At 48.9% G+C, this 16412-nt stretch carries 13 protein-coding genes; 8 read left to right on the forward strand and 5 right to left on the reverse strand.

Translation table 11 applies throughout. The features are described from left to right. Positions 1–69: 69 nt before the first annotated feature. The 4 genes from atpG (at position 70) to H7F15_RS02030 (ending at position 4395) form a co-directional block, all read left to right on the forward strand. Positions 70–960 (forward strand): ATP synthase F1 subunit gamma, encoded by an 891-nt coding sequence (gene atpG, locus H7F15_RS02015; RefSeq protein ID WP_185195270.1) that lies wholly within the window; start codon positions 70–72, stop codon positions 958–960. A gap of 163 nt (positions 961–1123) precedes the next feature. After that, positions 1124–2782, forward strand: coding sequence for an alkaline phosphatase PafA (pafA, locus tag H7F15_RS02020; RefSeq protein ID WP_185195271.1), 1659 nt, complete (start codon positions 1124–1126; stop codon positions 2780–2782). A 38-nt stretch (positions 2783–2820) separates the two neighbouring features. Next, positions 2821–3387, forward strand: coding sequence for an inorganic diphosphatase (locus H7F15_RS02025; RefSeq protein ID WP_185195272.1), 567 nt, complete (start codon positions 2821–2823; stop codon positions 3385–3387). A 108-nt stretch (positions 3388–3495) separates the two neighbouring features. Continuing rightward, on the forward strand, positions 3496–4395 hold the full coding sequence (locus H7F15_RS02030) for a hypothetical protein (RefSeq protein WP_185195273.1): 900 nt from the start codon (positions 3496–3498) through the stop codon (positions 4393–4395). Here the strand turns inward: H7F15_RS02030 and H7F15_RS02035 are convergent. The 4 genes from H7F15_RS02035 to H7F15_RS02050 form a co-directional block, all read right to left on the reverse strand. Next, entirely contained in the window at positions 4392–5906 is a 1515-nt protein-coding gene (locus tag H7F15_RS02035; RefSeq protein WP_185195274.1) for an NAD(P)H-hydrate dehydratase, read from the reverse strand. The genes H7F15_RS02030 and H7F15_RS02035 overlap by 4 nt on opposite strands. Before the next feature lie 814 nt (positions 5907–6720). Then, a complete protein-coding gene (locus H7F15_RS02040; protein ID WP_185195275.1) occupies positions 6721–9123 on the reverse strand; it encodes a DUF5686 and carboxypeptidase-like regulatory domain-containing protein in 2403 nt (800 codons plus the stop codon). A 265-nt stretch (positions 9124–9388) separates the two neighbouring features. Beyond that, positions 9389–10198, reverse strand: a complete 810-nt coding sequence (locus tag H7F15_RS02045) for a phosphatase PAP2 family protein (protein WP_185195276.1) — start codon at positions 10196–10198, stop codon at positions 9389–9391. A gap of 186 nt (positions 10199–10384) precedes the next feature. Next, positions 10385–11596 carry an NADH-quinone oxidoreductase subunit D gene (locus H7F15_RS02050; RefSeq protein ID WP_185195277.1) on the reverse strand — a complete coding sequence of 404 codons (1212 nt, stop codon included), beginning with the start codon at positions 11594–11596 and terminating at the stop codon, positions 10385–10387. Positions 11597–11807: 211 nt separating this feature from the next. On the opposite strand from H7F15_RS02050, the gene H7F15_RS02055 reads away from it, so the two are divergent. From H7F15_RS02055 to H7F15_RS02065, 3 genes are all read left to right on the forward strand, one after another. After that, positions 11808–12260 (forward strand): hypothetical protein, encoded by a 453-nt coding sequence (locus H7F15_RS02055; protein ID WP_185195278.1) that lies wholly within the window; start codon positions 11808–11810, stop codon positions 12258–12260. 1057 nt (positions 12261–13317) lie between these two features. Then, positions 13318–13506, forward strand: a complete 189-nt coding sequence (locus H7F15_RS02060) for a hypothetical protein (RefSeq protein ID WP_185195279.1) — start codon at positions 13318–13320, stop codon at positions 13504–13506. Continuing rightward, entirely contained in the window at positions 13506–14300 is a 795-nt protein-coding gene (locus tag H7F15_RS02065; protein WP_185195280.1) for an SPFH domain-containing protein, read from the forward strand. The genes H7F15_RS02060 and H7F15_RS02065 overlap by 1 nt, the downstream gene beginning before the upstream one ends. A 110-nt stretch (positions 14301–14410) precedes the next feature. On the opposite strand, the gene H7F15_RS02070 is transcribed toward H7F15_RS02065, so the two are convergent. Continuing rightward, positions 14411–15382 carry a zinc dependent phospholipase C family protein gene (locus H7F15_RS02070; protein ID WP_185195281.1) on the reverse strand — a complete coding sequence of 324 codons (972 nt, stop codon included), beginning with the start codon at positions 15380–15382 and terminating at the stop codon, positions 14411–14413. Between the two features lie 114 nt (positions 15383–15496). Here H7F15_RS02070 and H7F15_RS02075 point away from each other — a divergent pair, with 114 nt between their 5' ends. Further along, the gene (locus H7F15_RS02075; protein ID WP_185195282.1) at positions 15497–16369 is read left to right on the forward strand and encodes a tetratricopeptide repeat protein; all 873 of its coding nucleotides are present in this window, start codon (positions 15497–15499) and stop codon (positions 16367–16369) included. The last annotated feature ends 43 nt before the right edge of the window (positions 16370–16412 follow it).

Raw genomic sequence — 16412 nt, forward strand, 5'->3', positions numbered from 1 at the left:
ATAAGTTATGCGTTAAAGGGTAAGGTGTAAAAGCCTTAGCCTTTAACTTTTGCTCATAACAAAAACCATATGGCAAGTTTAAAAGAGGTTAGAAGCCGCATTACATCGGTATCGTCGACACAGCAGATTACAAAAGCCATGAAAATGGTGGCCGCTGCTAAACTAAGACGTGCTCAGGATAACATCCTGCGCATGCGCCCTTACGCGCAGCGTCTGAGCGGAATTCTGGCTAACCTGTCGTCACTAACCGAGGGTTCTGTAACAAACATCTATTCTCAGAAGCGTGAGCCGAACAGAATATTGATCATTGCAGTAACCTCTGACCGTGGTCTTGCAGGCGCTTTTAACTCAAACATTATAAAAGCGGCTACCTCTTTGGCAGGCAGCAAGTATAGCAGCCAACTGGCAGCAGGTAATGTTACTTTTTTAACTATCGGTAGAAAAGGTACAGAAGCGCTGACGAAGAGAGGCTTTAACGTGATCAGCGAATACAGCAATGTATTCACGAACCTGTCATTCGATACTGTTCGTGCAGCTGCAGAACGCGCTATGAGTGGATTTGTGACTGGCGAGTTCGATCAGGTAGAGATCATCTATAACGAGTTCAAGAACGTAGCTACACAGATTGTTCGTACAGAACAATTCCTGCCGATTGAAGAACAGCCGGTTGATGACAGCAAAGCCGCCACATTAGTGGCAGACTATACGTTTGAGCCTTCTAAAGAAGAGATCATTCAGGAACTGATCCCGAAATCGCTGAAGATACAGGTATATAAAGCTGTGCTGGAGTCGAATGCTTCGGAGCACGGTGCCCGAATGACAGCGATGGACAAGGCAACGGAAAACGCCGGCGAATTGTTGAAGGAGCTGAAACTGACCTACAACAGGACGCGCCAGGCCGCTATCACGAAAGAGATTCTCGAGATCGTGGGTGGTGCCGAGGCCCTTGCTTCAAAGTAAAGAAGAAAGAAATACAGATAAAGCAGCGCCCACTTCTAAAGGTGGGCGCTGTTGTTTTCTGTAGAAGGCCTGTTGATAAACTATAGATGATAATGAAGGTTTAACAGGAATCTTTCTATAAACCAGAATGTGTGTTGTAACTTTAGTGCAAACACAAGAAACCATGAGAATTTTAGCCACCAAAGTCCTGCTTGTTTGGGTGCTCCTGCTAACAGCTTGTGCAGCAAACAAAGAGGCAGCCAGTCAGAAAGAAATTGCCAGTAACCTGAACCGCCCGAAACTGGTGGTAGGAATAGTGGTAGACCAGATGCGGTATGATTTCCTTTTCCGCTACTGGGACAAATACAGCAACAATGGATTTAAAAAGCTGGTACAGCAGGGCTTTAATTTCCAGAATGCCAACTATAGTTATGTACCCACTTACACCGCGCCGGGGCATGCCAGCATTTATACAGGCAGTGTGCCGGCAGTAAATGGCATTATTGCTAACAGCTGGTATAACCGCGAGACGGGCAAAACCATGTACTGTGTGGAAGACAAAACGGTGAAAACAGTCGGCGCTACTTCCAAAGCCGGGCTGATGTCGCCGAGAAACCTGTTGGCAACAACTATAACCGACCAGTTAAAGCTGGCAACCAACAAGCAGTCGAAGGTGATAGCGGTGGCTTTAAAAGACCGTGGCGCTGTAATACCGGGTGGTTATATGGCTGATGGGGCGTATTGGTTCGATTCAGAGTCGGGTAACTTTATTACGAGTACCTTTTATAGAAACGAGCTGCCAGGCTGGGTAAAAGAGCTGAACGAACAGAAACTGGCCGACAAATACCTGAGCCAGACCTGGAATACACTGAAGCCGATAGATCAATACACCAGCAGTACGGCTGATAACATGTACTATGAAGAAGGATTGCCAGGCAAAAAAGAACCTGTTTTCCCATACGACCTGGCTACCCTGAAAGGTAAAGACTATGAGCTGATACGGACGACGCCATTTGGCAACACCCTGACCAAAGACATTGCCCTGAAAGCACTGGAAGGGGAGCAGTTGGGTAAAGGAGCGTCTACAGATTTCCTGTCTGTCAGCTTTTCATCAACCGACTATATCGGCCACGATTTTGGGCCTAACTCCATAGAAGTAGAAGACACCTACCTGCGCCTGGATCTGGAAATTGCAGAACTTCTGGCTGCACTAGAAAAACAAGTAGGAAAAGAGAACCTGCTGGTGTTTTTAACAGCTGACCATGGCATAGCCAACGTACCGGCCTACATGATAGATGAACGCGTAACGGCAGGCGCAATTGGCTACTATACGGTGGGCGATTCGGTGAAAGCTTACATGGGCAGAACGTATGGCGCAGGCAAGTGGCTGGAAAAATATACGAACCAGCAGGTGTACCTGAACCGTAAGCTAATAGCTGAAAAGAAACTGAACCTGGCCGATGTGCAGCAGGATGTAGCCAACTATATAATGACACTGGAAGGCGTAGCAAGAACTATAACAGCCGAAAAATTACAGAATGCCAGCTGGAGCCACGGACAAATGCGTTTGGTAGAGAATGGCTACAATGCCCGCCGCTCCGGCGACGTGATCGTGCAGCTGGAACCAAACTGGCAGAAACACGGACCCAAAGGTACCGCGCACGGCTCTTACTCCACACACGACACCCACGTACCGATGGTGTGGTATGGCTGGAAGGTGAAAGCCGGCGAAAGCGCCGCTCCCGTGGAAGTGACAGATATTGCCCCAACTATAGCTACCTGGCTCTACATGCAGGAGCCGAGCGGCAGTGTAGGCAAAGCATTACAGGAATACATGAAATAACAGTACCGCAAAACGTGCGGGAAGTATAATTTTTATTTATGAACAATACAGACAAAAACAACCCATGGCATAGCGTTAGCTACGGAGAAGAAGCGCCGGGTGTAGTAACAGCCATTATCGAAATACCAAAAGGCTCTAAAGCCAAATACGAACTGGACAAAGATAGCGGTATGCTGAAACTGGACCGTGTTCTTTTCTCCTCTATCCACTATCCTGCCAACTATGGCTTTATCCCGAAAACATACTGCGACGATAAAGACCCGCTGGATATCCTGGTGATCTGCTCGGTAGATGTGCAGCCTATGTGCCTTATTGATGCCAAAGTGATCGGGGTGATGCAGATGATTGACAACAACGAAGAAGATGACAAGATCATAGCTGTTGCTAACAACGACATGTCGGTGCGTCACATCAACGATATTTCGGAGTTGCCGCCACACACGTTGCTGGAAGTACGCCGTTTCTTTGAAGACTATAAGAAGCTGGAGATGAAAGAAGTGATCGTGGAGCAGTTCTTGGGTCGCGAAGCCGCTTATAAGATCATTCAGGACAGCATAGACCTGTACAACACTACGTTTACTGAAGAAAAGCAGAACGTACTGTAATACCTTAATTTCCTGTTTTAGCCTGGCGTGGGGTATCCTGTGTCAGGCTTTTTGTTTGTAGCCGTATGCTTTTGATTAACAAGCTATAGTTGCGAACTTGCAAACCTCATGAAACACGACTACATAGCCACGGAGGATGTGCCGGCCAAAGCAGGTTTGCTGCGCAGGTTACTGACCCATCTGCTCTACAGCAGCGTGTTTATCTCTGTTTGCGCCTTCGCCTTAACTATAGAAACCTATTTGCTGTCAGGCTTACCCGTTTCTGTGCCGATGGCAGTATTCGTGTTTCTGGCGACACTCTTTACCTATAACCTGAGCAGCATACAAAGCGTGTTGTTGCGCCGGAGCGTAAAACTGGAGCGGAACCAGCAGGATTCTTGGTGGCACCGCAACCGCAAGAACATGGCTATAGTTGGTCTGCTGAGTTTGGTGCTGGCCACTATCGTTTACTTCTACTTCGGCCTGCGGCTGAATTTCTGGTTTGTGCTGCACCTGGCCATTATCTCCATCGGGTATACCATCCCCATTGTTTATCGCCGTAAGCGCATGAAGCCGCTGCGCCGTGTGCCGCTGCTAAAGGTGTTCCTTATTGCGTATGTGTGGGCTATAGTTACTGCTACATTTCCGTTGCTGGATGCCGGCATGTTTGTGCTGGACGCGCAGGCCCTGCAGCTGTTTCTGCGTCGTTTCCTGTTCATTTTGGCCCTGGCCTTGCTGTTTGATATAAGAGATTACACCTACGACCGCGAGACGAACACCTTAACCGTGCCCGGCCTGATCGGGGTAAAATATACCAAGCTGTTCTCTATCGGGCTGCTGCTGCTCTATAGTCTGATAGTGGTGCAATCGGAAAGCGGCAGTACAATGACGGCGCTACTGGCCAGTACAACAGGCGCAGCGCTGGTGGTATGGTTGTCGTCGGAGTTCAAGCCGCGGGTGTACTTTTTGTTGTTTGCCGATGGAGCCATGTTACTGCATGCAGCGCTGGTCTTTCTGGTAAAAACTTAGCTATTCCGGAGCGTCATGAAAGCCTGTGGCAGGTAATCAATCACATCCGAAGCAATCAGGCTTATCTCTCCAATTTGTTGCGCTGCCAGGTCTCCGGCCAGGCCATGCACAAATACGCCTAATAAACAGGCATCTTCCAAACTATAGTTTTGCGCTACCAATGCAGTAATTATGCCCGTCAATACATCGCCGGTGCCACCTGTGGCCATGCCTGCATTGCCGGTGGTGTTAAAGTAGATATTCCCCTCCGGCGTACCGATAGCCGTGTGCGAGCCTTTTAAACAAACGTAGCAACCATAGGTCTGGCAGAATTCTTTTAGGTGCTCCAGGCGGTCATAATCGTTTTTGGTTTTGCCTACCAGGTGTTCAAATTCTTTAGGGTGCGGCGTGAAAATAACCCTATTTTTGGGCAACTGCGCTTTCAGGCGGTCGCTACTGGCAATAATGTTAATGGCATCGGCATCTATAACGATAGGCAGTGAAGAAGTGGCCAGTAGCTGACCTAACGTGGTTTTGGTGTCTTTATCTTTGCCAATACCCGGGCCAATTCCTACTACATTAAATTTCTCCATTTCCTCGGGTAGTTCTGAGATGTGTTTCCGGTGCTTGTCGGCTAAGGTCATGGCTTCGGGAACAGCTGTTTGGAGGATGGGATAGCCAGCCGTGGGTGCATGTATCGTTAACAGGCCAGCGCCACTTCGTAAACAGGCTCGCGCAGCCAGTACCGCAGCTCCCATTTTGCCAAACGCACCACACATAAGTAAGGCATGGCCATACGAGCCCTTATGCGAGAACTTACGCCGCGGCCTTACCAACTTCTGAACATCTGCAGCGGTCGTAAAATTATAGTTGCTTGATGCCTGTGCTATAAAAGCAGGGCTCAATCCGATCGGCACCGTATGCCACTCGCCTACATACCGCTCATGCTGCGGTAGGAAAAAGGCCAGTTTGGGCAGCTCAAAACTAATGGTATAGCTGGCCTGAACTATAGCACTCTCCTCGGGTGTCTGGCTGTCGGTGTACAACCCGGATGGTATGTCGATACTGGTGATGCAGGCGCCGCTGTTGTTCAGGTGTTTGATGACATCGGCAAACAAACCGGTTACTGGCCGGTTGAGGCCGGTGCCAAAAAGCGCATCAATAACAACACAATGCCCTGGTTGCAAAGCAGGAAGCTCAGATGCTGAAACTATAGTTTGCCGCTGCACTTGCTCCGGTAAGCGCTGCAGGTTTACCTGGTGGTCGGGAGATGTTTTTTCGGGATCACCCACTATAAATACTTTCACATGGTAGGCCCGCTGCGAAAGTAACCTCGCTACAGCCAGCCCGTCGCCACCATTGTTACCGGGACCACAGAAGATATGTACCTGCTGCGCTGGCGTAAACTTGTTTTCGAAGCAACCTGCAAACGCCCGGGCGGCCCGCTCCATCAATTCCAGCGAGTCAATGTCTTCGAACTGCAAGGTAGCGGCATCGGCGTTTCGGGTCTGGGCTGCGGAGAGTATTTTCATGTGGAACGGTGGTTAGATGTGTTGCATGAATATACTATAGTTTTAGCTACCAAGTTAGCTGCTATAGTTAGCTGTTAAAATATATACTATAGCTCTTTCTTTGTCATTTCGAATGCAGTGAGAAATCTAACTTAGAATATAATGGTTCTTTGTCATCCCGAGCGTTAGCCGAGGGATCTTATGTGTCTTGTAGTTTGATAAGTTATAGTTTTATAGTTTGCTTTGCCTACTACTCGAACCAAGCCGTTGCTCTATAGTTTCACTTCATCCTGGGAGCTCTAATTGCCTACAGTTTTATAGTTTGCTTGGCTCCCTCCTGGGCCGGGAGGCCCCGTCTTCGGGCATCGCGCGGTGTACATTTCCTTTGCTCGTTCCTCGCAATGCCTGACGGCACCGGAAATCTACAAGGCGCTCAACCCAAAGACTGATAACACATTCGATAGCTAATCTATAGCTATAGTTGCTGTATTTGCTCTTCGTCGAAGCAGATCTGATTTTTCTCGTGGTTATAGTTCCGTAGGGACAGGTAAACCTGTCCTGTTCGTGGTCTGTAACTATAGAACTATCGCTGTCAACACAGCAGTAAAAGAAAATTCCCCTCCTTGGATAAGGAGGGGTAGGGGTGGTTTGAACCACAGTAACTATGGAACTATAGCTCAAACTATAGCAAGGGCAGAAAAGTCCCCTTTGAAGGGGGCAGGGGGATGACTAACTGTAACTATAAAACAACAACCCAAACTATAGCAAAAGGTCCTAATCCCGAAAATCCCCTAATCCTGCAAATCCTGATTCAGACAAAAACTATTGTCCTATATCAAAACGCCAACGTAGCAGTGAGCTTGAACTTCAGGTTGTCTTTACTCTTGGGTAGCTCGTAAGCGCCGTAACGGTAAAATACGCCCACGCCAATTCCGGAAAAAGTGGAGCTGATCACGTTATTCAGCATCAGACCGGATTCGAAGAAGCCTTTGTTCATAGTTTTCACCTGCGGTAGTATCGCTTCAGGCAGGGGCTCTTTCAGGTCGCCGATGCCGATGTTGGTGACCAGTACCACGTCGGGTTTAAAGAATTTAGTGCGGAGCAGGCGTTTGCCTAAGTCCTGTTGCAGAAATAGAGCTGAGTAGCGGCTGGAGAAGAACTCGTATGGTGCCATCGTTTCGAAGCCTTCGCCGGCGTATACTTCATAATCGTCGGAATAGCTGCCGTATCCGTTGTACAGGTTTACAAACGGTACATTGCCTTGCACCAGACCGCCGGCTATAGTTATGTTGGTTTTGCCGAAGATGCGGTGCAGCAGGCTTGCTTCCAGGCGCAGGTCATATTTGTTGTAGCTATAGTTTCCGCTCAGCACGTTATCCAAGCCGCGGGTATACTGCAGCCACAATACCGGGTATTTACCTGGCATCGGCATGGTCTGGTTGAACAGCTGCATCAGTTGCTCGCCATAGGCAAAGCGTAGCCCGGCTTTGGCTTCGGTGATGTTATAAGCTATAGTTGGCTGGTCATCGGCAGTAAATAAAGTCGGGCGGCGTTCTTCCTGTTGTAGTTGGGTATGTACCTGCAGGTAGCGACCCAGCCTGCCCGACAGGCTCATGTGGCGGTGGGTAGTATAATCTAATAAAGGCAACAACGGCTGGCGCAAATCGGCAAGCAGGCTTTTCTCGCGGAAAGGCAGGCGGCGGCCACCTGGCTCTGTCACATCTTCCCAGAAAGCGGCCTGTAGTTGTAGGTTCGTCGGCTTGTGTAAGGTGAGGGTGGCATCGGCTCCGTATTTCTCCTGCTCATCTTTAAAGCCATAGCCCCAGTAACCACCCACACTAAACCAGCTCAGCAAACGGTCGTTGGTGTGCGCGCCTATACCTAAGCGCAGGCCTTCAAAATCAGAGATGTGCAGCAGTTTATCCAGGTCCAGGCTGATGGGGCCGATCGGTAGTTTTTTGGTAAGCAGGTATTCCATTAACCGTATCGTTCGGTCAAGGTTCTGCGCTTTGCCTACGCTGTCCATTACCGTGTAAGTGCGCTGCTCAAAAGCGTCTAATGTATCGGGGCGGTATTGCTGCCAGATGTAGTCGGGTTGTTTATTAGCCAGCGGACTTTGCTGCAGGGCAATGGCACTGAAATCGCGTTTCTGCAGGCCGGGGTTCAGGTTGATGTTGGTAATGTAAGTGCGAATGCGGCCGTATGGCTGATGCCCTCTCAGCTCTACCTGCGGAATGGTAATCTCCACATCCAGTTCCGTCGGGAACCACTGGCCCTGCACTTTACTGAACTGTTGCTGCAGGCGTATGTCTCGCTTATCGTCGCTGGCTGACTGGGCGATAACGTTCTGCACCGCCCAGCCATCAGAGTTGATATAAAGCAGGCCTTTTAAGCCGGTAAAGTTTTTGCCCCGCTGCGGCTCAAACGAAATGATAAAGACCGAATCCGGGCCACTGACTACAGTTTCCTGTAGTATAAATTCATACTTGCGCGTGCTGCCCGGGCTCAGGGGGCTCAGGTAGTTCTTCCCGAAAAAGATAGGCATATCGGCGTACACCGAAAAGTCGCGGGCCTCGGCGGCTACTATACCAAAACTGGGCTGCTGCAAACCCGACACGCGGGTGGCAATAATGGTTTCCTGGGTGCGGTTGGGCTTCAGGTAACTATAGTTGGTCACGCTTTCCATTAAAAACAGGTGCTGCTTTTCCAGGAGCTTGCGCATACGGTAGTAGCTCGAGTCTTTGGGGGCGGTGTGCAGGGTATCGGCTAAATCGAGGCCATTGGGGTCGGTGGCGGTGAGCACAAACTTGTTGTAGGTGCGGTAACTATAGCTGGGAAGGTTCTCGATGCGGTGACGGTCGCGGTTCTGAATGGCCAGTTCTATGATGCGGTGCGCCGGGTTTACGCCCGCCCGTACGATGACTTCCTGCAACTGGGCCGCCGATGGCTGCAGGCTGACATTTAGTAAACCGGTGGAGTCGGGCTGAAGGACCTGAGGCGTGTACCCCACATAACTGAAACGCAGGCTGGTAATAGGTTGTGCGTGGCGCAGGTGGTACTGGCCTTCGAGGTTGGTAGTGGTGCCGGTCTCGCCGTTGTTGGCGGCTATGCTTACAAAGGGTAGCTTTTCGCCGGTCTCGGCATCGCGCACGGTTCCGTGTACTTCCCGCACCTGGGCTATAGTTGTAGCAGTGCTCAGGCAAAAAATAAATAGGAAGACCAGGCGGAATTGTAGCATGCCGTAAAGATAATTGTCTGAATCTTTAATATAGGGCCCCTACCCCAAGGATTTACAGGATTTAAGGATTTTCAGGATTTATCGGGATGCTATATTTGGCGCCTCCGCTATGCAACTATAGTTCTGACGCAGAATTTACTCTGCCGTGAAACTATAGCCTAGGGCTTGAAACTCGCGCACTGCGCGGTGCCAGTTAGATACCGGCGCCGGGATAAACTTCATTTCTGTTAATCTTAAAAACCTCCTTCAATCCCGGTTCAGACGATCAAAAGCTGATATACATGCCTACGCCCGGGCTCCCGTTTGGCAGCATAACAGGTATAACGGCTGTGTTTAATCCGCCGCCGTGCGTTAGTTTAGCGTGTATCCAGTATACCGTATTAACCGAAAGTATACCGACGCCGGCGCCCGCCAGTACATCGGCCATCCAGTGGGCATCGTTCAGTACACGCAAAACGCCCGTTGCCCCGGCTATACTATAACTGGCAACGCTTACCCACGGGCTCTTGTGCCGGAACTCTTTATCCATAAAAGTAGCGATGGTAAAGGCATAGGCAGTGTGCCCCGACGGGAAAGCGAATGGCTCGCCATTAGGCCTTTCGACGTCGGTGAGCTTTTTAGTGGGCCAAACCATAGCCGAAGTAAGTGCACCTGCCGAAGCCAGCAGCAATGTTTGCCTGCTTAGCTCGTGCCTGTTCTGCGATGAGACGATGTTAAAGCCATACAGACCCACCAGGGGAGCCAGCATCAGGAAATCATCGGCTCTGGTGGCAAAATCTGGTAGCACCTTGTCGCGGGCATCGTTCACATCCCAACTGCTGATTGGACCACGGTCGTGCATGGTTAAAATGCCTGCCCCGACCAGCATGGCAGAAGGTATAACGGCTCGCTTCAGGTAACGCTTGTTGTTGCCTTCCAGCCTTTGCGATTCTGTGAAAGGATGTTTCTGGCCCGGTAGTACGGTATCGGCAGGTATTACAAAAGCCGAGTCTTTTTCCTGTGCTATGGCCTGCCACGGTGTGGCTACGATGCTAAGCCAGAGCAGGTGTATCGAAATAAGTTTGTATAGTCTCAAGGTATGTTCAGTTTAGGTGAGTTAAACTTCAAGGTTTATACAAACGATAGGAGATGTAGTATGTGTTTCGTTTTTCGTGTTCAGGCTTGAGATGTAACCAGAGAGAAACCTGGAGAATAGTATTCTCTTTGCTCCTCTTCAGAACGGCAGCTAACTAAACACGAAATACGAAACACAAAACACGTTCTACCGGTCCACCTCGCCCAGCACAATATCTACGGAACCTACTATAGCGATCAGGTCGGCCACCATGCAGCCGCGGCTAATCTCGGGCAAAACAGACAGGTTTACGAAGCTTGGGGCACGGCCATGGCAGCGGAAAGGAGCGTCGCTTTTGTCGGTTGTCCGGAAGAAGTAACCCAGCTCGCCGCGTGGTGTTTCGCCCCTAAAGTATAGTTCCTGCGAGCCGGTCATGCGCAGTTTTTTAGGGCAGGCTGCCTGCGGGTCAAAATCAGGGCTGCGTTTATAGTTGCCGGTCAGCTGGTCCAGGCATTGTAGTATAATTCTGGCAGACTCGCGGCATTCCAGGGCGCGTACATAGTTGCGGTCCCAGCAGTCGCCGGTGGTGCCTACAGTGCCCTGACCGATCGGTATCTCGAACTCCAGCTCGGGGTACACACTATAGCCATCTACCCGGCGCAGATCATACTTCAAACCGGAGCCACGCAGCATAGGGCCGGAACAACCATAGTTTATCGCCACATCCAGGGGCAGCACACCCACGTTGGCCGTGCGGTCTATAAAGATCTTGTTATCTAAAAGAATAGTGTCGAGCTCATCCAGTTTTGGCAGCAGGTAGTTAATAAACTCGCGGCAGCGCTCCTCAAACCCTATTGGCAGGTCGTAATACAAACCACCCACCCAGATATAGTTGTACAGCATGCGCGCCCCGGAAGTCCATTCCAGTAAACGCATTATATGTTCGCGGTCGCGCAACAGCCACAGGAAAGGCGTAAAAGCCCCTATGTCGATGGCGTAGGTGCCGATGGCTATAAAGTGCGAGGCAATGCGGTTAAGTTCGGCCACCAGCACGCGGATGTACTCTACCCGTTTCGGGATCTGGTCGGTGATGCCCAGCAGCTTTTCCACGCCCATGCACCACACATGCTCCGAGTTCATGGCAGCCAGGTAGTCCATGCGGTCTACGTAGGGGGTGGTCTGGTTGTAGGCCATGCTTTCGGCGTGCTTCTCGAAACAGCGGTGCAGGTAACCAATGTGCGGCGCCACTTCCTGTATCACTTCGCCATCCGTCACTACTTCAAGGCGCAGAACACCGTGCGTGCTCGGGTGTTGCGGCCCCATGTTCACGATCATCTCGCCCGCCTTCAGGCCATCCAAACTAAACTTGTTCGGTTCCGACTGCAGCAGGTAGTTTTTATACAGAGTAGACTGGCTCACGGCGAATGATTGATGACGAATGATGAATGAATAACAAAGGTCGGAAAATTGGGGGAATTATGCAGGTGTTAGTTATAGTTGGTCTTATGTTATATTTTATCAGGGATATATAGTATATTCGTTAATTCAGTTACGTTTATCCGACTAACGGTAGTTGGCTAAACGTAATAAGATACGTTTATACTATAGTTGTGAGGCATTTAAATAATGAATGAATTTAGAAATTAGATACATAGACTCCCGTGAAAGCTTTGGGATGTCAGGACCGTGGATCGGAAAGCTTGAGATTGGAGGACAGGAACTAAGGTATGAATATCTGGACGGAAACTACGTGCGGACTGATGACAAGGAACTCTACGCCTTTAACTGTTTCCAGCCAGAAAAAATAGAAAGCCGACTGATTGGATTATTCAAAATAGAAAATCAGCTGAGGAAGTTTAGGATATTAGTTTTCATTCCTGCCGTTGACAAATGGTTCATCAGTAAAGATTACTGGACTGGCTTGTATCTCACTCGAATTACTAAAGAGGAAATTTTCTTTACAGAGGCCTTCCATGATGGCGACAGAAAAATGTTTCCAGAGAAATCAATCGCACTTGGAGATGAGAACTTTGGGAAGATGAATGAAGAAGAAATAAGAAAAACGCCTCACAACACTGTGTAAACGCCAGCGGCCGACGGCTCGCCGTCGCTTACATTAGTCCGTTACATAGCATAAAAAGTAAAAATTATCAGATAATAAGTAATGGTGCTATTTCAATATTTATACTACCGAATGTTTAAGGCATACGAAGCCAAAAATGATTCCCCACAAGTGAGAGCCTTTATGTATCTCTCATTAGTGAGACTCTCTTTTGCTGTTGTAGCTTTGATTTATATAGGTGCATTTTCAGAATGGAGCAATCACAATACGGTAACTGAACTTGTGCAGAACAAATACTTTATTGGAGTTCTGGCTATGATAATATTAACCTCTACCTATTTTTTCTACTCAAGACGGGACTATAGATACTATGAAAATAGGTTTATGAATTGTCTTAGCTTGAACAAGAAAATAAAGATATGGATGTTAATCATTTTCCCATTTTTAATTCTTTTTGGCGGAGTGCTCTCTTGTATTTTGCTCTTTGGTGGAATAATATTTGGGAGTCCTGTATCGGGGCTTTTAAACTAAAAAATAAAAGAACATCAGCTAACACTGCACAGGCTCCATATTCGGCTACGCCTCGTTAGCAGCCTATACGTGGCCGTTGGCGTGCATAAGTAAGAATGAGTTTTCAATACCGTTGACCATGTTATTATTTGACTACCTAGGAGCTTTCTACTTTTGGGTCTATTTACTTGTTATCAATAGTTTGAGAGGTAAATCCAGACCTACATTTTTTGACGTAGCAAGTGGCAAAGGAATGTATAATGAAGATAGCTTAATGGACCTTCATGCTTATGGGTGGAAGTTAAAGTTAATTGGTTTTATTGTCACAATGAGCATTGTATCAATATTGACCAAATTTTAGAAATACGAATGCCAACAAAATATATAGTTCATTCCTAGGCTAAAGCCTTGCAAGTCGCATATATGAGAACCGTTATGTACTATAATAAATTTCCCCCGCTGGTGCGAGCTTGTAGCTCATAACTTTTTAATGCAAAATAGTACGAGCTACAAGCTCGCACCAGCAAACTAACTTGCTATTAAGGAATATAGAAAAGTAATACTACCCATGAAACCCCAATACCTACTTCTGCTCATCCTGCTGCTGATCGCCGACATCTTCGCTTATACCGAAGTGGTGGCGCTTATCCGGCAGCCTTCGGATGTGTCGGTTATAGTTGGGTTGGTGTTGCTGGTTGGCCTTATTGTTCTCAATTTTATAGTTATCCGTTTTACCTTTTCCAAACTTAAAGCTTAATGAACCGCCAGATCCTTACCTGGAGCATTTCAGCTCTGCTTATCCTTGTTTTCTCTGTTACCGCCATGACCTCGTGCACCCGCATTGATGCCGGCCACGAAGGCATACTGGTTAAACTATACGGCTCCGACAAAGGCGTGCAGGACGTAAGCCTGGTAACAGGGCGTGTATGGTACAACCCTTTTACCGAAGAGGTTTTCGAGTTCCCGACCTTTGTGCAGACCGTAGACTATAGTTCGTTTACCGTTAACGCCAAAGACGGCTCCGTTTTTACCGTAGACCCGACTATCTCGTTCAGGGTGCTGCCCGGCGAGAGCCCGCGCATCTTCAGCAAGTACCGCAAAGAGATAGCCCAGATAACCGAGACCACCCTTTACAACTATACCCGCGACGCGTTCCGCATCCAGTTTAACCAGTACTCTACCGACAGCATCATATCCAACCGGCAGAGCTTTGAAGACAAAGTGCAGAAGGCCTTAGGCGATGCCCTGCGCCGGGAAGGTTTTGAGTTGGAGCAGATGACCAGCGGTTTGCAGTACCCCGAAGTAATTGTACAGGCCGTAAACCTGAAAAACAAAGCCGTGCAGCAGGCCATGCAGGTAGAGAACGAGTTGAAAGTAGCCGAAGCCCAAGCGCGCAAAAAGATAGTGGAAGCCGAGGCAGAAGCCCGCGCCAACGAACTACGCCAACGCACCCTTACGCCGTTGCTGATACAGCAGCAGTTTATAGAGAAATGGAACGGCAGCACGCCGCTTTATGGCAACTCCCCTACCTTCTTTAAAAACGTACAATAAGTGAGCTACACAAACGATAAAAGGCTGCCGGAAACTATAGCTGGCAGCCTTCTATCGTTTAAAGGGCTTATATGTAAGCAGGTTTATAGTTTGCAGCGTGTACTTTCCGGTCAGTTTCCTTCTTCGCGGGGCAGGTGCGGGCCGGTTTCGTATTCTTTTTTCTCCATCTCCAGGCGGTGCAGTTCTTCGGGGGTAAGCGAGGTAGCAAGCGTACCAAGGCTGGGCTGGCCGGCATCTACCCAGGCGGTATACCAGTAACTGGCCACGGCTTGTATGGCTAAGCGCATCTGTCGCTCTACCTGCCCGTTCAGCCGCTTACTATAGGCCTCCGAAAATTGGCGGGAGTAAACGCGGGTGGTCAGGTTGTTGCGGAGCTCGAAACTATACTTCTTCTCTTCGTCGAACTCGCGGGTAAGCTGTCGCTCAAAATGCAGCACAGAGTCCAGGGCGGTATGGGCGCTGGCTACCAGATCCCAGGCTTTTAACTGTGGGTGCTCTATGTATTGGGCGGGCCCTGTAAAAAAGTCATAGTTATCCGAAAACAGCTCCGGCAACCGCGACTCCCAGAACGCATGAATGCCACGTTGCCCGGTAAGCTGTCCGTTATAGTTGCTGGTAGTGTGCAGCGGCACGCAGGCATCGGCTATGTAATGGCCAATGTCCGACGAAAGCCGCAGGATCTTATCCAGGTTGCGCTCTTTAAAAGCCTGCGTGAGTTGGTACTTCATAAAGTTGATGTGCCAGGGCACAATGCCGTAGGCCATCAGCGTGTCTTCGGTAAACTGTGCTACAGCGGGCTGCCAGTAACGGGGCAGTTTGTACAGAGCGCTGTCGCCGTATTCGTCCAGGTCAATGTAGTGGCGGGGTGCTTCGCCTTCCACGGCATAGCGGCGCTTGTCGGGGTTTACGGCATTCTCGGTAATGTAACGGATGTGCTTTTTGTAGAACCCGACCATTTCGGGAGGCAGGGCAAACACGGCCAGCCGGTTGATGCGCTGGTGTGCATAAAAGCCCCAACTATAGCCATGCAACGGCAACAGCAGAAACAGAAATACAACTATAGTTCTTATTGTCAGATGCATACTGGTGCCATACGGTTTTCAGGCAGAAGAAGCCGGGGTGTGATCTCAAATACAATAAAAAACCTATATTTAGGAACAGATTTTCTGATCAGTCTAACCTTAACCAACCCAGGCATGAAACGCTTAATAACAGTAGCCACCGGCCTCCTGCTGACACTACACCTGCAGGCGCAAACCTTATCCGAGAAAGTGATGCAACAGACATGCGATTGTGTGAGTGAGCTTACCAGCTTACAGCAGTTACAGGATAGTTTGCAGGATTGTACCACCAAAGCCATGGTTGCTGTTATGCAGGCCGGCACTGCCGAAGAGCGGGAAACACTGGGCAGAGTAGAAGGCATTACCGGTGTTTTTAAGGATGTAAAAGAACAACTTCCAGACTATTGCTACAACATGCGGCGCCTGGTAGTAGAAGGAAAAACAAAGGAGTTTTACAAGCTATCGGCAAACAGCAAGGCCAACAAACACTACGATACCGGCAACCAACTGATGGACCGCGGCGATTACCCCGGTGCCATAAAAGCGTTTGAGAAAGCCGTAAAGCTTGACAGGAACTTTGTATATGCCATCGACCACATCGCAGTTGCTTACCGCCGGCAGGAAAATTTTGCAGAGGCAGTAAAATATTACCAACAGTCTCTGGAGGTGTTTCCGGAAGGTAACCTGGCCCACCTGAACATTGCAGTTGCCTATACCTTTTTAAACGATTACGACAACGCCCTGAAGCACTACAAGCAATTGGCTTACCTGTATCAGGATGACCCGGAAGGATATTTTGGAGCCGGTAAGATATTTATGCTGCAGGCAAACTATGCCGATGCCCTGGATAACCTGTTTACGGCGCACCGGATGTATGAAAAAGCAGGCTCTGCTTACAAACAGGACAGCGAGAAACTGATAACTATAGTTTATGGCGAGCTTAAGAACAAAGGACAGCTGGACCTGTTCATGCAAAAGGCAAAAGAATTTAACATAGAGATCAACTAAGTAAGCCTACTGGCAACTATCGGGTGTGAAGGCGTTTGAAAGC

The sequence above is a fragment of the Pontibacter sp. Tf4 genome (genome assembly GCF_014212495.1).
Taxonomy (GTDB): Bacteria; Bacteroidota; Bacteroidia; order Cytophagales; family Hymenobacteraceae; genus Pontibacter.